Source organism: Streptomyces sp. NPDC005485, from assembly GCF_040606085.1.
Taxonomy (GTDB): Bacteria; Actinomycetota; Actinomycetes; order Streptomycetales; family Streptomycetaceae; genus Streptomyces.
The window spans coordinates 35,841-52,692 of record NZ_JBEXDZ010000002.1 but is presented as its reverse complement, the minus strand read 5'-3'; the positions used below and the strand labels follow the sequence as shown (position 1 = coordinate 52,692).

Annotated in this window: 13 protein-coding genes; 7 read left to right on the top strand and 6 right to left on the bottom strand. The window is 71.5% G+C overall.

Annotated elements, in window-relative coordinates; all coding sequences use genetic code 11:
* Positions 1-8 precede the first annotated feature (8 nt).
* Genes ABZS97_RS01390 through ABZS97_RS01380 form a run of 3 tightly spaced genes read right to left on the bottom strand, consistent with a single transcriptional unit; the run spans position 9 to position 2,792 of the window.
* A complete protein-coding gene (locus ABZS97_RS01390) occupies positions 9-920 on the bottom strand; it encodes an ABC transporter ATP-binding protein (protein WP_356132131.1) in 912 nt (303 codons plus the stop codon).
* Entirely contained in the window at positions 917-1,822 is a 906-nt protein-coding gene (locus ABZS97_RS01385; protein WP_356132127.1) for an ABC transporter permease, read from the bottom strand. The genes ABZS97_RS01390 and ABZS97_RS01385 overlap by 4 nt, the downstream gene beginning before the upstream one ends.
* Complete coding sequence (locus ABZS97_RS01380) at positions 1,812-2,792, bottom strand: ABC transporter ATP-binding protein (protein WP_356132455.1); 981 nt, start codon at positions 2,790-2,792, stop codon at positions 1,812-1,814. The genes ABZS97_RS01385 and ABZS97_RS01380 overlap by 11 nt, the downstream gene beginning before the upstream one ends.
* Positions 2,793-3,062: 270 nt before the next feature.
* On the opposite strand from ABZS97_RS01380, the gene ABZS97_RS01375 reads away from it, so the two are divergent.
* The 7 genes from ABZS97_RS01375 (at position 3,063) to ABZS97_RS01345 (ending at position 10,272) form a co-directional block, all read left to right on the top strand.
* The gene (locus ABZS97_RS01375; RefSeq protein ID WP_356132124.1) at positions 3,063-3,905 is read left to right on the top strand and encodes a M24 family metallopeptidase; all 843 of its coding nucleotides are present in this window, start codon (positions 3,063-3,065) and stop codon (positions 3,903-3,905) included.
* Complete coding sequence (locus ABZS97_RS01370; protein ID WP_356132121.1) at positions 3,902-5,656, top strand: SDR family oxidoreductase; 1,755 nt, start codon at positions 3,902-3,904, stop codon at positions 5,654-5,656. The genes ABZS97_RS01375 and ABZS97_RS01370 overlap by 4 nt, the downstream gene beginning before the upstream one ends.
* On the top strand, positions 5,653-6,558 hold the full coding sequence (locus ABZS97_RS01365) for a metal-dependent hydrolase (protein WP_356132118.1): 906 nt from the start codon (positions 5,653-5,655) through the stop codon (positions 6,556-6,558). The genes ABZS97_RS01370 and ABZS97_RS01365 overlap by 4 nt, the downstream gene beginning before the upstream one ends.
* A 53-nt stretch (positions 6,559-6,611) precedes the next feature.
* Positions 6,612-7,556 (top strand): MerR family transcriptional regulator, encoded by a 945-nt coding sequence (locus ABZS97_RS01360; RefSeq protein WP_356132115.1) that lies wholly within the window; start codon positions 6,612-6,614, stop codon positions 7,554-7,556.
* Positions 7,557-7,678: 122 nt separating this feature from the next.
* Positions 7,679-8,227 (top strand): RNA 2'-phosphotransferase, encoded by a 549-nt coding sequence (locus ABZS97_RS01355; protein ID WP_356132112.1) that lies wholly within the window; start codon positions 7,679-7,681, stop codon positions 8,225-8,227.
* A 93-nt stretch (positions 8,228-8,320) separates the two neighbouring features.
* The gene (locus ABZS97_RS01350; protein WP_356132109.1) at positions 8,321-9,223 is read left to right on the top strand and encodes an LLM class flavin-dependent oxidoreductase; all 903 of its coding nucleotides are present in this window, start codon (positions 8,321-8,323) and stop codon (positions 9,221-9,223) included.
* Between the two features lie 161 nt (positions 9,224-9,384).
* The gene (locus tag ABZS97_RS01345; protein WP_356132106.1) at positions 9,385-10,272 is read left to right on the top strand and encodes a Cof-type HAD-IIB family hydrolase; all 888 of its coding nucleotides are present in this window, start codon (positions 9,385-9,387) and stop codon (positions 10,270-10,272) included.
* Positions 10,273-10,302: 30 nt separating this feature from the next.
* Here the strand turns inward: ABZS97_RS01345 and ABZS97_RS01340 are convergent, their stop codons facing one another.
* The 3 genes from ABZS97_RS01340 to cydD form a co-directional block, all read right to left on the bottom strand.
* Positions 10,303-11,349: a M23 family metallopeptidase gene (locus ABZS97_RS01340; protein WP_356132103.1), complete on the bottom strand. Its 1,047-nt coding sequence runs from the start codon at positions 11,347-11,349 to the stop codon at positions 10,303-10,305.
* Positions 11,350-11,570: 221 nt separating this feature from the next.
* Complete coding sequence (locus ABZS97_RS01335) at positions 11,571-13,295, bottom strand: GAF domain-containing protein (RefSeq protein ID WP_356132099.1); 1,725 nt, start codon at positions 13,293-13,295, stop codon at positions 11,571-11,573.
* A gap of 44 nt (positions 13,296-13,339) precedes the next feature.
* Entirely contained in the window at positions 13,340-16,846 is a 3,507-nt protein-coding gene (gene cydD, locus ABZS97_RS01330) for a thiol reductant ABC exporter subunit CydD (RefSeq protein ID WP_356132096.1), read from the bottom strand.
* Positions 16,847-16,852 lie beyond the last annotated feature (6 nt).

The window sequence follows — 16,852 nt, the reverse complement described above, 5'->3', positions numbered from 1 at the left end:
TCGGCCTCCTACGCCGCGACGAGATACGAGAAGACGGATTCGAGCGACTCGTCGGACGGCGAGACCGTCAGCAGTCGGATGCCGTGGTCCTTGGCGACCCGGGGCAGCAGAACCGTGAACCGGCCGAAGTCGACCGCCTGGATGCGCAGCGCGCCCTCCGCGAGGTCCACCTCGATGCCGGATGTCGAGGGGTCGGCGATCAGCGCGGCGGCCAGGGCACGGTCGTCGCTGGAGCGCACCAGGTAGCGGTGCGGGCGGTCGGTCATCAGGCGGCGGATGCGCCGGAAGTCACCGCTCGCCGCGTGCCGTCCGGCGACGATCACCTCGATGTGCGCGGCGAGTTGCTCGACCTCTTCGAGGATGTGGGACGAGAACAGCACGGTGCGTCCCTCGTCGCCCATGCGCCGCAGCAGGTCCATGAGCTGCATGCGCTGGCGCGGGTCCATGCCGTTGAAGGGCTCGTCGAGCAGCAGCAGCGACGGGTCGTGGACGAGCGCGGAGGCCATTTTCACGCGCTGCCGCATGCCCTTGGAGTACGTGGAGATCTTGCGGTCCTGCGCGTACTCCATCTCGACCGTGGCGAGCGCCTTCTGGGCGGCCTTGTCGCCGAGGCCGTGCAACTCGGCGTTGGCGACGACGAATTCGCGGCCGGTGAGGAAGTCGTACATCGCCTCGCGCTCGGGGACGATGCCGATGTGCCGGTAGATCTCTTCGTTGCGCCAGGTCGGCCGGCCGTCGAGCGTGACGGAACCCGTGGAGGGGGCGAGGAAGCCGCCCATCATGTTGATGAGGGTGGACTTCCCGGCGCCGTTCGGGCCGAGCAGGCCGGTGACGCCCGGGCCGATCGTCATGGTGATGTCGTTGACGGCCACCACGTTGCCGAACCAGCGGGAGACGTGGTCGATGTTCAGCGTGGTCACAGTCCGACCTTTCGGTAGCGGCGCATCAGGAGGCCGTAGCAGGCGGCGATGAGACCCAGGACGACGACGAGGAAGACGACGCCCTGTCCGGAAGAGGGGCCTTCCGCTCCGGGGTAGGCGGAGGTCGCGCCGAGGAAGGCGGACTGCACCCCGTCGATGAGCGTGATGGGTGAGAACAGGCCGATCCAGGGGATGGCCGTGGTGCTGTTCTGCGAGTCCGCGATGGCCTGCAGGGTGGAGACGGCGCCGTAGGAGATGGTCAGGACGGCGATGACGGCCGCGATGCCGAAGCCGCGGCGGGGCGTGATCGCCGAGATGACCAGGCCGATGCCGGCGAAGAGCAGGGAGAGCAGTGCCACGGAGACCAGCCCCTGGGCGAATCCCTTCGTCTGGTCCGAGAAGTCGAGCTTGGCCAGGAGGGCCCCTACGTAGAGCACGAGCAGGGGAGCGGCCGTGAGGGCGAACAGCGCCGAGGCGAGGGCCGCGTACTTGGCGCGTACGTAGTCGGCGGTTTCGATGGGGCGCGAGAAGTACAGCGGCACGGTCTTGAAGCGCAGGTCCCGCGAGACGGACTGGGGTCCCTGCGAGGCGACGTAGAGGCTGATGACGGCCTGCATGACGACCGCGTAGCGCGTGTAGTCGAGGGGCAGGTCGTTGGCCTTGGTGGCGACGGCGACCGCGACCATGATGGCCGCGGGCACGCACATCACGACGAAGAGCAGCATCGGCAGCACCTTGGACTTGACCGAGCGGCCGAGGCCGTAGGCGCCGCGCAGGGACTGCGAGTACAGCGAGCGGCGGGCGTAGGCGCGGCCGAGACGGGGGCCGTCGTAGTTGCGGTAGCCGATGTTGTGGATCCGGGTCTGGTCACCGCGCTGGGTGAGGGGCTGCTCAACCGCCATGGCCGACCGCCTCCTTTCGCTGCTCGTCCTGCGCTCGTTGTGCGTCGCTCTCGGCGAAGACCTCCGCGATGTGGTGCCTGCGCTGTTCCATCCGGACCAGGCCGAGGCCGAGGTCGGCGACGACGTCGCGGACGAGGTCGTACGTCTCCTCGCCCTCCGCGGTCAGCAGCAGGATGTGGCCGGCGCCCGGCAGTCCGCTGCCGTCGTGCGTCTCGATCCCGCGCGCGTGCAGCACCTCACGCACCGCGCGGGTGCCGTCCGGGTGTTCGTCGGTGTCGGTGACCTCTAGGGCGAGGGTCGCCGTGGACTGCGTGAAGTCCGTGGTGGAGCTGGAGCGCAGAAGCTTGCCGCCGTCGATGACGACGACGTGGTCGCAGGTCCGCTCCAGCTCGCCGAGGAGATGGGAGGTGACCAGGACCGAGATGCCGAAGTCGGTGTGCACGCGGCGGATCAGGCCGAGCATCTCGTCGCGGCCGACGGGGTCGAGGCCGTTGGTCGGCTCGTCGAGGAAGACGACCTGGGGGTCGTGGACGAGGGCCTGCGCGAGCTTGACTCGCTGCTTCATGCCCGTCGAGTAGCCGCCGATGGGGCGGTAGCGCTCCTCGTACAGGCCGACGTGGCGCAGGGTGTCCGCGGTGCGCTCGCGGGCGGCGGCCGGGGGCAGCCCGGACATCCGCGCCATGTGCACGACGAACTCGGTCGCCGAGACGTCGGGCGGCAGGCAGTCGTGCTCCGGCATGTACCCGACCCGCTCGCGGATCTCGCCACCCCTGGTGGCGACGTCGAGGCCGAGCACTTCGGCACGGCCCTCGGTGGCGGGGGACAGACCCAGCAGAATCTTGATCAGTGTGGACTTGCCGGCTCCATTGGCTCCGACGAGTCCGGTCACACCGGGCCCGACGTCCACGGAGAGCCGGTCAAGAGCGGTCACCCTCGGGAACCGCTTGCTCAGGCTTTCGGTCGCGATCACAGTCACGTCCACGACGCTAGTGGCGCACGCCACAGCAGTCGTCAACCCGTGGAGCTGTATCGGCATCACTCTCCAGTCGTACGGGCCCGTAGGGGTCCCCCTCAGGTCGAACACGCCCGGGGTTTTCCACAGGCAGCCGCACGCCTATTGACGCAGCCTCTAACAATTGTCACATTCATCAGTGTCAAGTTACGGGCGCGTAGCGCACACGCCGGGTACGGCCGGACAGGCGACGGGCACGGTACGGACGGACATGGGACGGACGGTGGCATGACTACTGCTGTGGCAGGTGAACTCTCCACGGAGCTGCGGGGGTTCCGGGAAGTGCAGCGCCTCGCGTACGAATGTGCGGAGGCCGTCGCGGCGCAGCTGAAGCCCGGCGTGACCGAGCGCGAGGCGGCGCGCATGCAGCGCGTGTGGCTGCGTGAGCGCGGGGTGCGGGACTGGTTCCACCTGCCGTTCGCCTGGTTCGGTGACCGCACGGCGTTCGTGAACTTCCGGATACCGCTGCAGTTCTTTCCCACCGACCGGCGGCTGGAGCCCGGGATGCCGTTCATCCTGGACATGGCGCCGGTCCACAGGGGATACACGGCGGACATCGGCTACTCCGGCTCGCTGGGCATCAACCCCGTGCAGGACAGACTGCTCGCCGACCTGGAGGCGCACCGCGAGCTGCTCCTGCGCGAGGTGCGCGAGCGGCGCCCGCTGCGGGAGATCTACGAGGACGTGGACCGGCTCATGGTCCGCCAGGGCTATGCGAACCGGCATCGCGCCTACCCCTTCGGGGTGATCGCCCACAAGGTCGGCCGGGTCAAGGAGCGTTCCTGGTCGCCGCATCTGTTCGGGTTCGGCACGCAGTCCCTCAAGGGGCTGGCGAGCGACGCGGTCCACGGGCACCGCGACGGCTGGTCGCCGCTGTGGTCGCCGTACAGGTTCTCCGACCATCCGCCCCGGCCGGGGCTGTGGGCGGTCGAGCCGCATCTCGGATTCCGGGGTACGGGCGCGAAGTTCGAGGAGCTCCTGGTCGTCACCGACTCCCGGGACCCGGAGCAGAGCGCTTTCTGGCTGGACGACGATCTGCCGCACGTGCGGCGCTGGGCGGAGGACAAGTGAGTCTCACGGGGGCGCGCGAGCGCTGGGTGCGGACGGGCGGAGTCGAGCTGTCCGTCGCCGAGTTGGGCGACGACACACAGCCCACCGTGGTGCTCGTGCACGGTTATCCGGACAGCAAGGAAGTGTGGTCCGAGGTCGCAGCGCGCCTCGCCGAGCACTTCCATGTCGTGCTGTACGACGTGCGTGGGCACGGCAGGTCCACGGCGCCGCAACCGCTGCGCGGCGGCTTCACGCTGGAGAAGCTGACGGACGACTTCCTGGCGGTCGCGGATGCGGTCAGCCCGGACCGGTCGGTGCATCTGGTGGGCCACGACTGGGGTTCGGTGCAGTCGTGGGAGTTCGTCACTGTCGAGCGCACCGAGGGCCGGATCGCGTCCTTCACCTCGATGTCCGGACCGTCCCTCGACCATTTCGGCCACTGGATCAAGGAGCGCGTGAAGCGGCCCACTCCGCGCAGGATCGGTCAGCTCCTCGGCCAGGGCGCCAAGTCCTGGTACGTGTACCTACTGCACACGCCCGCGCTGCCCGAGCTGGCCTGGCGCGGCCCCCTCGGCAAGCGCTGGCCGAAGATCCTGGAGCGCGTCGAGAAGGTGCCCGCGGGCGACTACCCGACGCGGTCGCTGGCCTCGGACGCCGCGCACGGCGCCTGGCTGTACCGCGACAACGTCAGGGCGCGCCTGAGCCAACCGCGCGCCGACGCGTACGCCCACGCGCCCGTGCAGCTCATCACGCCCCTCGGCGACGCCTTCCTTTCCGAGCGGCTCTACGACGGCCTGGAGGAGTGGGTCCCGCAGCTGGTTCGCCGCACGCTCCCGGCCAAGCACTGGATCCCGCGTACCCGCCCCGACCAACTGGCGGCCTGGATCACGGAGTTCGTGCACGCCAACGAGGGCCGCAGGCCGCTGCCGACGGTGAGCGGCAAGTACGCCGACCGGTTCGGCGGGCAGCTCGTGCTGGTCACCGGCGCGGGCAGCGGCATCGGGCGGGCCACCGCCTTCGCGTTCGCCGAGGCCGGCGCGCGCGTGGTCGCCGTGGACCGCGACGCGGAGGGTGCGGCCCGCACGGCCGAGCTGGCACGGCTGATCGGCTCCCCGGAGGCCTGGGCGGAGACCGTCGACGTCTCCGACGAGCAGGCCATGGAGGAGCTGGCCGAGAAGGTCGCCGCCGAGTACGGCGTGGTGGACGTGCTGGTGAACAACGCCGGGATCGGCCTGTCCGGGTCCTTCTTCGACACCACCGCGCAGGACTGGAAGAAGGTCCTCGACGTCAACCTGTGGGGCGTGATCCACGGTTGCCGTCTCTTCGGCAAGCAGATGGCAGAGCGCGGTCAGGGCGGCCACATCGTCAACACGGCATCGGCGGCGGCGTACCAGCCCTCCAAGGCGCTTCCCGCGTACAGCACCTCCAAGGCGGCGGTGCTGATGCTCAGCGAGTGCCTGCGCGCGGAGCTGGCCGGCCAGGGCATCGGTGTCTCGGCGATCTGCCCCGGCTTCGTGAACACCAACATCACCTCGACCGCGCACTTCGCAGGGGTCGACGCCGACGAGGAGAAGCGGCGCCAGAAGAAGTCCGCCAAGCTGTACGGGCTGCGCAACTACCCGCCGGAGAAGGTCGCCGACGCGATCCTGCGCGCCGTCGTCCGCAACCAGGCGGTCGTGCCGGTCACCCCGGAGGCGCGCGGCGCCCGTCTCATGTCCCGCTTCGCGCCCGGGACGCTGCGCGCGATCGCCCGGATGGAGCCGCCGCTGTGAGCGACGACCACCACACGATCGCCCCGCGCCGGGTCTCCTTCGACTGGGAGCGGACCCCGCTGCACTGGATCCCGGGCGAGCCCACCGCCACCCATGTCATCAACGTGCTGCATCTGCTGCTGCCGGCGGGCGAGCGGTGGTTCGTGAAGGTCTTCAAGGAGGGGCTGCCGCTGGTCACGGACCCCGAACTCCTCGCGGACGTCAAGGGTTTCATGGGGCAGGAGGCCACGCACAGCGTGCAGCACTCCTACGTCCTCGACCACCTGGCGGCGCAGCACCTGGACACCACGGACTTCACGAAGTACGTCGACTTCCTCTTCGAGAAGCTGCTCGGCGAGAAGCCTCCTGCGGGGTTTCCGATACCGGCTCCGGAGTGGCTGCGCTTCCGGCTCGCGGTGGTCGCCGCTATCGAGCAGTTCACGGCGGTCCTCGGCGACTGGGTGCTGGCCGCCGAGGCGCTCGACCGCGCCGGCTGCGACGAGGTCATGCTCGATCTGCTGCGCTGGCACGGCGCCGAGGAGGTCGAACACCGCGCGGTCGCCTTCGACATGTACCAGCACTGCGGCGGCGAAGGCCTGCCCCGGTACGCGCGCCGGGTGGCGGGCATGGCGGTCACCGCGCCGGTGCTGTTCTACCTGTGGGCGTGGGGCGCCGCCCATCTCATACGGCACGATCCGAAGCTCGCCGGGCGCCTGCGCTACTCACTGGCCGCCCACAACAGAGCCGTACGAAAAGGGTTGTTGCCCACCTGGAGGGAGCTCGGCGCGGCCATGCCCCGGTATCTGCGGCGGTCGTACCATCCCTCGCAGGAGGGCTCGCTGCGCAGGGCCGTCGCGTATCTGGCGCAGTCTCCGGCGGCGCGGACCGCGGCGGGGGCGATCGGACGCACGGCCATCGCGTGACACCTTCGGGCGCCTCGAAACGGCACGGCAGGGCGGGGAAGGGCGGGCAGCGGATGAACGACGAGTCGGCCGGCGGCGCGTACCGGATCGAGGATCTGGCGCACCGCAGCGGCGCCACGGTCCGCACGATCCGCGCCTACCAGGACCGCGGGTTGCTCCCCCGCCCCGAGCGGCGCGGCCGCGCCAACGTGTACGCGGACGCGCATCTGGCCCGGCTGCGACAGATCGCCGACCTCCTCGACCGCGGCTACACGCTGGCCTCCATCAAGGAACTCCTGGAAGCCTGGGACGCGGGCCGGGGCCTCGGCGGGATCCTCGGCCTGGTCGCGGAGATCCACGGGCCGTGGACCGACGAGAAGGCCGTCCGCATCTCGCGCGCCGAGCTGGACGAGTTGTTCGGCGGCAACCCGGACGACGCGGCCGTGGCCGACGCCGTGGAGCTCGGCGTGCTGGAGCGCGTCGCGGACCGGACCGACGCGTACGTGGTGCCCAGTCCCCAAGAGCTGTCCGTGGCCGTCGAGTTGCACGAGGCCGGGGTCCCGCTGTCCGCGATCGCGGGCCATCTGCGGGAGTTGAGGGGGCAGGTCGAGCACATCGCCTCGCGTTTCCTGGAGTTCACGACCGAGCACGTGTTCGCGCGCTATCTGGGCGAGCACTCGCCGACCGACGCGGAAGCGGCCGAGGCGGCCTCCCTCGTACGACGTCTGCGCCCGCTGGCGCAGCAGACGGTGGACGCCGAACTCGCCCGGGCCATGCAGTTGTTCGCCACCCGGCACCTGCGCCGCCACCTCGGTGCGGAGTCGGCCCAGCCGGATGGAGAGGACACGCGAACACTGGAGATCCCCGCCACCACAATGCGGGCTGTGCAGAGCCTGGTTGGCGCGGAGGGTGTCGCCGCGTTCGTCGCCGCGGCCGCCGAACGGGAGGTGCAGGCCAGGACCTTGGACCAGCTCGCTTCAAATCACTCTAAAACGAACAAACTTGACGAACCGCCCTAATCTGCAGATCAGTTGTCCACAGAATCGCCAATTCCCCTGTGGATAACCACACTTGGCTGTGGATCAAACCTTCGCTCCAAAATCAAATGCGTGAGCAGCGTCTCTCCAGGCACTCTGAGGAGATGGATGAAAGACGCACCGTAAAGGTGTCGAAGTACCTCTCGAAGCATCTGCGACATCAGCCCGAGCGCATCGGGCTCGCGCTCGACGAGGGCGGCTGGGTCGAGATCGACACACTGATCGCCGCGGCCGCCGCGCACGGGTTCCGCTTCACGCGCGCCGAGCTCGACCACGTGGTCACCGCGAACGACAAGCAGCGTTTCGCCGTCGAAGGCGCCCGGATCCGCGCCAGCCAGGGCCACTCCGTCGACATCGACCTCGGCCTGCCCCCGGCCACCCCGCCCGCGTACCTCTACCACGGCACGGTGCCCCGCAGCCTCGACGCGATCCGCGCCGAGGGCCTGCTCCCCATGAACCGGCATGCCGTGCACCTCTCCCCGGACCGCGAGACCGCCACCCGCGTCGGCGCCCGCCGCGGCCGCCCCGTCGTCCTGTCCGTCGACACCGGCGCCATGCACCGTGACGGCCACGTCTTCCACGTCAGCGCGAACGGCGTCTGGCTCACCGAGGCCGTACCCCCGCGCTACCTGCGCTTTCCCGATCCGCGCTGACCGGCCGCCGCGACACCGCTGCGCGGCGCGGGCGTGGCCCCGCACCGGGGCACGGCGCGGCAGCACCCCCCGCCGCCGCTTAGGCTCAGTGGCATGAGTCTGCGTCTGAGCACCGTGATCCTGCCGTACGTCCGCTGGCACGAGGGCGGTCGTTCCACCTGGCAGCGTGCCGAGCAGCTCGGCTTCCACACCGCGTTCACCTACGACCACCTGTCGTGGCGGACCTTCCGGGACGGGCCGTGGTTCGGCGCCGTGCCGACCCTGACCGCCGCGGCCGCCGTCACCGACCACCTGCGCCTCGGCACCCTCGTGACCTCGCCGAACTTCCGGCATCCCGTGACCCTCGCCAAGGACCTGATCTCCCTCGACGACATCTCCGGCGGCCGGATCACCCTGGGCGTCGGCGCGGGCGGCACCGGCTTCGACGCCACCGCGCTCGGCCAGGAGCCCTGGACGCCGCGCGAGCGCGCCGACCGCCTCGGCGAGTTCGTCCCGCTGCTCGACCGCCTGCTCACCGAGGACTCCGTCTCCTACGGCGGTGACTTCTACTCGGCGCACGAGGCCCGCAACATCCCCGGCTGCGTCCAGCGCCCCCGGCTGCCCTTCGCGGTGGCCGCCACCGGACCGCGCGGACTGAAACTCGCCGCGCAGTACGGACAGGCGTGGGTGACCACCGGCGACCCCCGGCTGTACGAAACGGGGACTCCTGAACAGTCGATTCAAGCCATTCGTGGACAGGCCGAGAAGCTGGCCGACGCATGCGCCGCGATCGGCCGCGACACGAAGGAACTCGACAAGATCCTCCTCACCGGCTTTACCCCGGACCGTGGCCGTCCGCTGGAGTCCCTCGATGCGTTTGTCGACTTCGCGGGCCGCCACGCGGAGCTCGGCTTCACCGACATCGTGATCCACTGGCCCATCCCCGACTCGGACTTCGCCGCGGACGAGAAGGTCTTCGAGCACATCGCCATGGAAGCCACCGCCCAACTCGGCTGAGCGCGCCGCCGACTCGGCGCAGGGCCCCGCGGGCTGAGCCGAGAGCACGGTCGGCCGGGCGGAGAAACCCGGTCGACCGACCGGGAAACGCGGTGTGCGACCGCGCAGGTGAGGACGGTAACCACTCACCTGTGCGGACCGCCGCACGCCCGTGCGCGCATATGCGGGAGAATGGCGGGGTGACCTCAGCGACTCGACGGCCCGAGATCCCGGCCTCCACCGTTCCTCCCCGGCTGATCGCCACGGACCTCGACGGCACCTTGCTGCGCGACGACAAGTCCGTCTCCCCGCGCACGGTCGCCGCACTCGCGGCCGCCGAGCAGGCCGGCATCGAGGTCTTCTTCGTCACCGGCCGCCCGGCCCGCTGGATGGACGTGGTCGCCGACCATGTCCACGGCCACGGCCTGGCGATCTGCGGCAACGGCGCCGCCGTGGTGGACCTGCACGGCGGCCCCGGCGGCCACCGCTTCGTGAAGGTCCGGGAACTGGCACCCGCCATCGCGCTCGACGTGGCCCAGACGCTGCGTGCCGCCGCGCCCGGCACCGCCTTCGCCGTCGAGCGCACCTACGGCCTCCACCTGGAGCCGACGTACCCGTCGCTGCACATGGAGCCCCCGGAGCAGTTCGCACCCGCCGAGAAGCTCCTCGCCGAGGACTCCCTCGACGCCGACCAGCCGGTGCTCAAGCTGCTCGCCTACCACGCGGAGCTCGCCCCGGACGACTTCCTCGCGCTCGCCCGCGACGCCGTCGGCGACCTCGCCTCCATCACCCGGTCGAGCCCCAGCGCCCTCCTGGAGATCAGCGGCCCCGGTGTCTCCAAGGCCAGCACGCTCGCGCTGTGCTGCGCCGAGCGCGGCATCGCCCCCGAGGAGGTCGTGGCCTTCGGGGACATGCCGAACGACGTCGAGATGCTCACCTGGGCGGGCGCGTCGTACGCGATGGGCAACGCGCACCCCGCCGTGATCGCGGCGGCCTCCGGACGCACCGTCGCCAACAACGACGACGGAGTGGCGGTCGTGATCGAGCGGCTCATCGCCGAGCGGCTGTAGCCGCCCGGACCGCGGCCGGACCGCGGTCGCCTACAGCGGGACCCCGTGCTCGGCCAGCCACGGCACGGGGTCGACGCCCGAGCCCAGTTCCGGCGTGACCCGTACCTCGAAGTGCAGGTGCGGCCCGGTCGAGTTGCCGGTCGTTCCCGACTGCCCGATCCACTGCCCGGGCCCCACCCGCTCCCCCTGGTCGACGGTGACGGCGGCGAGATGCGCGTACTGCGTGTAGTAGCCGCCCTCATGCCGGATCACGATCTCGATGCCGAAGGCACCGCCGCAGGAAACCTTCACCACACGGCCCGCACCGACCGCCCGCACCGGCGTGCCGATGGGTACCGCGAAGTCCTGCCCGGTGTGCCGGTGCGCCCAGCGCTCGCCCCCGCTGCCGAAGCCCGCGGAGAGTTCGTACGTCTCCACCGGCGCGACCCACGCGCGCGTGGAGCCCGCATCGGGCTGGTCCAGACGTACGGAGCCACGGCACGAGCCCGCCGCCACGGAGGCGTCCGCCCGGCCCTGGAGCGCCGAACGCGCCTCGTCGAGCTTTGCTGCGACGGTCCGCTTGATCTCGGCCAGTTCGCCGCTGCGCTTCTCCAGTGCCTGCCACTGCGACGCGGCCTTCGCCTCGTCGGTGGCGAGTCTGGCCTCGGCCCGGCGGCTCTTGGCGACCGCGTTGTTCACCGCCAGATCCGCCTGCCACACGGCGCGCTGACCGCGCATCAGCTCCTCGGGGCTGTCCGCGAGCAGCAGCTGCGCCGTGTACGGGAGGTCGCCGCCCTGCCGGTACTGGGTGCGCGCGATCCGGCCGAGGTCCTCGTGCAGCACCGCGATGTCCTGCCGTTCGCGCGCCAGAAGCTGTTCGAGGCGTTGCGCCCTGGTCCGCTGTGCGTCGGCTTCCTTCCGGCCCGCCTCGTACTGCTGCGCCGCGAGGGAGGCGTCCTCGTACAGCCGCGCCACCTGGGCACTGAGGCCGGAGTCGTCGCCCGACTCGCCCTCGGCGTCCGCGGGCCGGGTCACGGCCACCACGAGCGCGCACAGCAGCGCCGGCACGAGCAGGGGATGGCGGCGAAGTGAGCGCATGTCAGCGATCGTGTCCTGCGTCCGGGGCCACGGTCCTGTTCAAGTCGTACGCCTGGGGGACACGACGCCCCTGTTCGGCCCAGCGGACTCGGCCGAACAGGGGTGTGGTCCGGGCGTGTTGAGCGGGGGAGCGAAGGCGGCCTGCCATGGGGCGTACCAGGCGTCAGTACGGCGGGCGGCACGGTGACGTGGTCAGTGGGGCGGTCGGCACGGTGACGTGGTCAGTGCGGCGCCTGCCACACCACCACCGCGCCGCTCCGGCCCTCGTCCTCACCGGCACCCGGTCCGAACCAGCTGTCGCCGCCCAGGGACTCGGCGCGCCGCTTGAGGTTGCGCAGGCCGCTGCGCCTGCCGCCGTCGGGGATGCCGACGCCGTCGTCCGTGACGGTGAGCCTTACGCCCGGCCGTCCGTCCGGCAGGAGCGCACTCGCGTCGACGACGACGTCGATGCGGGAGGCGCCGGCGTGCCGGAAGGCGTTGGAGAGGGTCTCGCGCAGAGCCGCGATGAGGTTCTTGCCGGTCAGCTCGCCGACCGCGGTGTCGACGGGGCCGACGAAGCGGTGCGAAGGCCTGAAGCCGAGGGGTACTGCGGCCGTCTTGATCTCGCGCAGGACGCGGGTGCTCAGGCCCGACGGCACCTCGGCGGGCCCCTCCTGCAACGCGAAGACGGCGGTGCGGATCTCCTGGATCGTCACGTCGAGTTCGTCGACGGCCTTGCCCACGCCCTTCTGCACGTCGGGCACCACCGACCGCCGCTGGGCGCTCTCCAGCATCATCCCGGTGGCGAACAACCGCTGGATGACGAGGTCGTGCAGGTCACGGGCGATTCGGTCACGGTCCTCGTACACCGCGAGCCGCTCCCGGTCGCGCTGCGCCTCGGCCATCATCAGCGCGAGCGCGGCCTGCGCGGCAAACCGCGCCGCGAGCGTGCGCTCGGTCTCGGTGAACGGGCAGCCGCCGCGGGCCCGCGGGGTGACGAGGCTCCCGAGCACCCGGCCGCCGCTCTGCAGCGGCAGCATCATGGTGGGCCCGAAGGCGCGGGCGAGATCGGTGGGCATGCGTGGGTCGGTGGCCGCGTCCTCGACGAACACGGCCTCACCGTCGAGGAGTTCGGCCACCAGCTCGCTCTCGGGCGGAATGACCACGCCGAGCACCTTGGAGGGGTGCTCCGCGGCGACGGCGACGATCTCCAGGCCGCCCTCCGCGGCGGGCAGCAGCACGATCCCGGCCGCCGAGCCGGAGAGCCTTCGGGCCTGTTCGGCGACGACCTGGAGGGCGTCGTCCGCGTCGCCGCCCGAGAGCAGTGCCGTGGTGACGGCCACCGAGCCGTCGATCCAGCGTTCGCGCTGCTGAGCGGCCTCGTACAGCCGGGCGTTGCCGATGGCGATGCCGGCCTCCGTGGCGAGCACCCGGACCATGTCGAGGTCGTAGTCGTCGAACGGTGCGCCGCCGTGCTTCTCGGTGACGTAGAGATTGCCGAAGATCTCGCCCTGGACCCGGATGGGCACTCCCAGGAAGCGGCGCATCGTCGGGTGGTGCTCAGGGAATCCGCACGAGCGCGGATCCTCGGTCAGATCCGTGAGCTTCACCGGTTCCGGGTCGTGGATCAGTGCCCCGAGGAGACCCGTCCGTCCGTCGGGCAGCCGTCCGATCAGCCGGGCGGTCTCCTCGTCGGCCCCGTGGAAGACGAAGTCCGTGAGTCCTTCCCCGTCCTCGCCGGCGACCCCGATGGCCGCGTACCGCGCGCCCGCCAGCTCGGCCGCCGTCTCGCAGATCCTGTCCAGCGTGGAGTGCAGCTCCAGCCCGGTGCCGACCGACCGCATCGCCTCCAGCAGCTGCGGCACGCGCGCGCTCAGCCCTCCGGACAGGCCGTGACCGTTGCGGGTTGCCGGGGCCGCCGCGTCCGGGCTGCCTTCGGGGGCGGGCGAGGCGGAGGCTGCTGACATGCCTTGAGAGTAGTTAGTCCTTTATATAAGGGAAAGTCGGAATTCTATGGTCGAGCTGCTCCCACCAGCAGCTCTCCCGCCGCCTCCTGCTCGACCATCGCGCGCAACGGCCCGTCCACGACGGCCAGTTCCGCGAACGGACCCCGCTGCACCACGCGCCCCTCCGCCAGCACGACGACCTCGTCGACCGCGTCCAGCCCGGCCAGCCGGTGCGTGATCAGCAGTGTCGTACGGCCTTCGGTCGCGGCCAGCAGATCCGCCGTGAGTGCGTCCGCCGTCGGCAGGTCGAGGTGTTCCGCGGGCTCGTCCAGGACGAGGACGGGGAAGTCGGCGAGCAGGGCGCGGGCGAGCGCCAGCCGCTGCCGCTGCCCGCCGGACAGCCGGGCCCCGTGCTCGCCGATCATCGTGTCCAGCCCGTCGGGCAGTCCGTCCGCCCAGTCGAGGAGCCGGGCTCGCGCGAGCGCGGTGCGCAGCTCGGCCTCGGTCGCGTCCCTGCGGGCCAGCAGCAGGTTCTCGCGCACCGAGCTGTCGAAGAGGTGCGCGTCCTGGGCACAGAGCCCGACCATGCGGCGTACGGCGTCGGTGTCCATCTCGCGGGCGTCCGTGCCCCCAAGCGTGTAGGTCCCGGCGTTCTCGTCCAGGAACCGCAGCAGCACCTGCGCGAGCGTCGTCTTACCGGACCCGGAGGGGCCAACGACGGCGATCCTGCGGCCCTGTCCGAGCGTGAGGTCGACTCCGGCGAGCGCGTCCCGGTCCTGTCCTCCGTAGCGGGCGTCGATGCCCTTGAGGACAAGCGGGAAGGGGGACGCGGGCGTCGGCCGGGGCCGCTCCGGTTCGCGTACGGGGTCGGGCGCGTCCAGCACCTCGTACACGCGCTCCGCGCTCTTGTGCACCCGCTGCCGGTACTGGACGGCGAGCGGCATCCCCAGGACGGCCTCGAACGCGGCCAGCGGGGTGAGGACGACCACGGCCATCGCCACACCGCTCAGCCGCCCGGCGGCGACCGCCTGGGCGCCCACGAGGGCCGTGGCCGTCACGGTCAGCCCCGACACGAGCGCGGTGAGCCCGTCGCCGAGGGCAGTGGCGGTGGCGGCTCGGGAGGCGATGCGGGTGAGGACGGTGTCGGCCTGCCGTGCCTGTGCGGTACGGGCGGGCAGCGCGCCCGCGACCGTCAACTCGGCCGTTCCCGTGAGGAGGTCGGCCACCCGGGTCGCCAGGACGCCTCGCGCGGGAGCCAGCCGGCGTTCCGCGCGGCGCGCTACGGCGCCGGTCACGAGCGGGACGCCGACCCCGGCGGCCAGCAGCCCGGCGGCGAGGACGGCCCCGGCCGCGGGCAGCAGCCAGACGGTGAAGGCGACGGACGCCGCGGACACGACCGCCGCGGCCCCGGCGGGCAGCAGCCACCGCAGCCAGTAGTCCTGCAGCGTGTCCACGTCGGCGACGAGCCGCGACAGGAGATCGCCGCGCCGGGTCGTGCGCAGCCCGGCGGGCGCGAGCCGTTCGAGGCGCCGATAGACCGCGACCCTGGTGTCGGCCAGCATCCGCAGCACCGCGTCGTGCGACACGAGCCGCTCGGTGTAGCGGAAGACGGCCCGCCCGATGCCGAACGTCCGCGTCGCTGTCACGGCCACCATCAGATACAGCACCGGGGGCTGCTGGGAGGCCCGTGAGATGAGCCACCCGGAGGTGGCCATCAGCCCGACGGCGCTGCCCAGCGCGAGAGCGCCGAGCAGGAGGGCCAACGCGAGCCGGCCGCGCCGGGCTCCGGCCATGGCACGGACCCGTCCGAGCACGCCATGCCGTAGGGCACTGTCCGCGTCGGCAGCGCCCTCGGTCTCCTCCGGGTTCGCGGCCTCAAAGGCGCCGAAGTCGTCCTGGTGAAGCGGCGACCGGACGGCCGCGGAGGCGCCGTGGCCCTCCTCCGTGGCCTCCAGTCGCACCACCCGGTCCGCAACCGCCAGTAGCGCGGGCCGGTGCACGACGAGCAGGACCGTCCGCCCCACGGCGAGCCTGCGCACCGCGTCGACGACCTCCGCCTCCGTCGCACCGTCGAGCGCGGCCGTCGGTTCGTCGAGCAGCAGGACCGGCCGGTCCGCGAGGAACGCCCGAGCGAGCGCGAGCCGTTGCCGCTGGCCTGCGGAGAGTCCCGCACCGTCCTCGCCGAGGACCGTTTCGGTCCCGTCGGGCAGCGCGTCCACGAATGTCAGGGCTCCGGCGTCGGAGAGGGCACTGCGCACCGCGGCGTCGTCGGCGTCGGGCCGTGCGAGCCGGACGTTCTCGGCAATGGATCCGGCGTACAGATGGGGCCGCTGCGGAACCCACGCGACGCGTGAGCGCCACTGCTCCGGATCGGCCGCGGCGAGATCGACTCCCCCGACGCGCACGTGTCCGGCGGTCGGCTCCACAAAGCCCAGCAGGACGTTCAGCAGCGTGGTCTTGCCGGCGCCGCTCGGGCCGACGAGGGCGACCGTCTCCCCGGGCTCGACCGAGAAGGAGGCTTGCGAGACGGCGTCCGTCGCTCGCCCCGGGTAGCGGACCGAGACCCCGGCGAAAGAGATCTCCCCGTCCCCCACGACCGCGGTGCCGGGCTCCGGGAGTGACGTCTCCAGGACGGCGAAGATCTCCTCCGCCGCCGCGAGTCCCTCCGCGGCAGCGTGATACTGCGCTCCCACCTGCCGCAGCGGCAGATACGCCTCGGGCGCCAGGACGAGGATGACGAGGCCCACATAGAGGTCCATCTCGCCGTGGACGAGCCGCATTCCAATGGTCACCGCGACCAGGGCGACCGAGATCGTGGCGAGCAGTTCCAGTGCGAAGGACGACAGGAAGGCGATCCGCAGCGTCCGCATGGTCGCCTGGCGGTACTCGCCGGTGATCCGCTTGATCGACTCGGCCTGCGCCTTGGCCCGGCCGAACACCTTGAGCGTGGGCAGTCCCGCCACCACGTCCAGGAAGTGTCCCGACAGCCGTGACAGCAGCCGCCACTGACGGTCCATCTGCGAGCGCGTGGCCCAGCCGATCAGGATCATGAAGAGGGGGATCAGCGGCAGGGTGCCGACGATGATCGCCGCGGACACCCAGTCCTCGGTGACGATCCGCGCGAGCACGGCCACCGGGACCACGATCGCGAGCCCCAACTGCGGGAGATAGCGCGAGAAGTAGTCGTCGAGTGCGTCGACTCCCCGTGTGGCGAGGGCGACCAGCGAGCCCGTGCGCTGTCCGCTCAGCCACCCCGGGCCGAGCCGCGTGGCGCGCTCCAGGAGCCGCCCGCGCAGCTCCGACTTCACCGCCGCGCTCGCCCGGTGCGCGGCGAGTTCGGTGAGCCACGCGACGGCCGCACGGCCCATGGCGACCGCTGCCAGCAGGGCCAGCGGTGTACGCAGTTCGGTGACCGACATCCCGTGCTGGAAGGCGCCCACCACCACCTCGGCGATGAGCATCGCCTGGGCAATGACCAGCGCCGCTCCGGCGACCCCCAGTGCCACGACCGCCGCGAGGAAGAAGCGTGTGGCGCGGGCGTACCGGAGCAGACGCGGATCAATTGGTTTCACGTGAAA

What these genes read in the sequence shown, in the direction of transcription:
- ABZS97_RS01385 (WP_356132127.1), bottom strand. Translation starts at nt 1,822, where the DNA reads ATGGCGGTTGAGCAGCCCCTCACCCAGCGCGGTGACCAGACCCGGATC.
- ABZS97_RS01375 (WP_356132124.1), top strand. Translation starts at nt 3,063, where the DNA reads ATGACTACTGCTGTGGCAGGTGAACTCTCCACGGAGCTGCGGGGGTTC.
- ABZS97_RS01360 (WP_356132115.1), top strand. Translation starts at nt 6,612, where the DNA reads ATGAACGACGAGTCGGCCGGCGGCGCGTACCGGATCGAGGATCTGGCG.
- ABZS97_RS01355 (WP_356132112.1), top strand. Translation starts at nt 7,679, where the DNA reads ATGGATGAAAGACGCACCGTAAAGGTGTCGAAGTACCTCTCGAAGCAT.
- ABZS97_RS01350 (WP_356132109.1), top strand. Translation starts at nt 8,321, where the DNA reads ATGAGTCTGCGTCTGAGCACCGTGATCCTGCCGTACGTCCGCTGGCAC.
- ABZS97_RS01345 (WP_356132106.1), top strand. Translation starts at nt 9,385, where the DNA reads ATGCGGGAGAATGGCGGGGTGACCTCAGCGACTCGACGGCCCGAGATC.
- ABZS97_RS01340 (WP_356132103.1), bottom strand. Translation starts at nt 11,349, where the DNA reads ATGCGCTCACTTCGCCGCCATCCCCTGCTCGTGCCGGCGCTGCTGTGC.
- ABZS97_RS01335 (WP_356132099.1), bottom strand. Translation starts at nt 13,295, where the DNA reads ATGTCAGCAGCCTCCGCCTCGCCCGCCCCCGAAGGCAGCCCGGACGCG.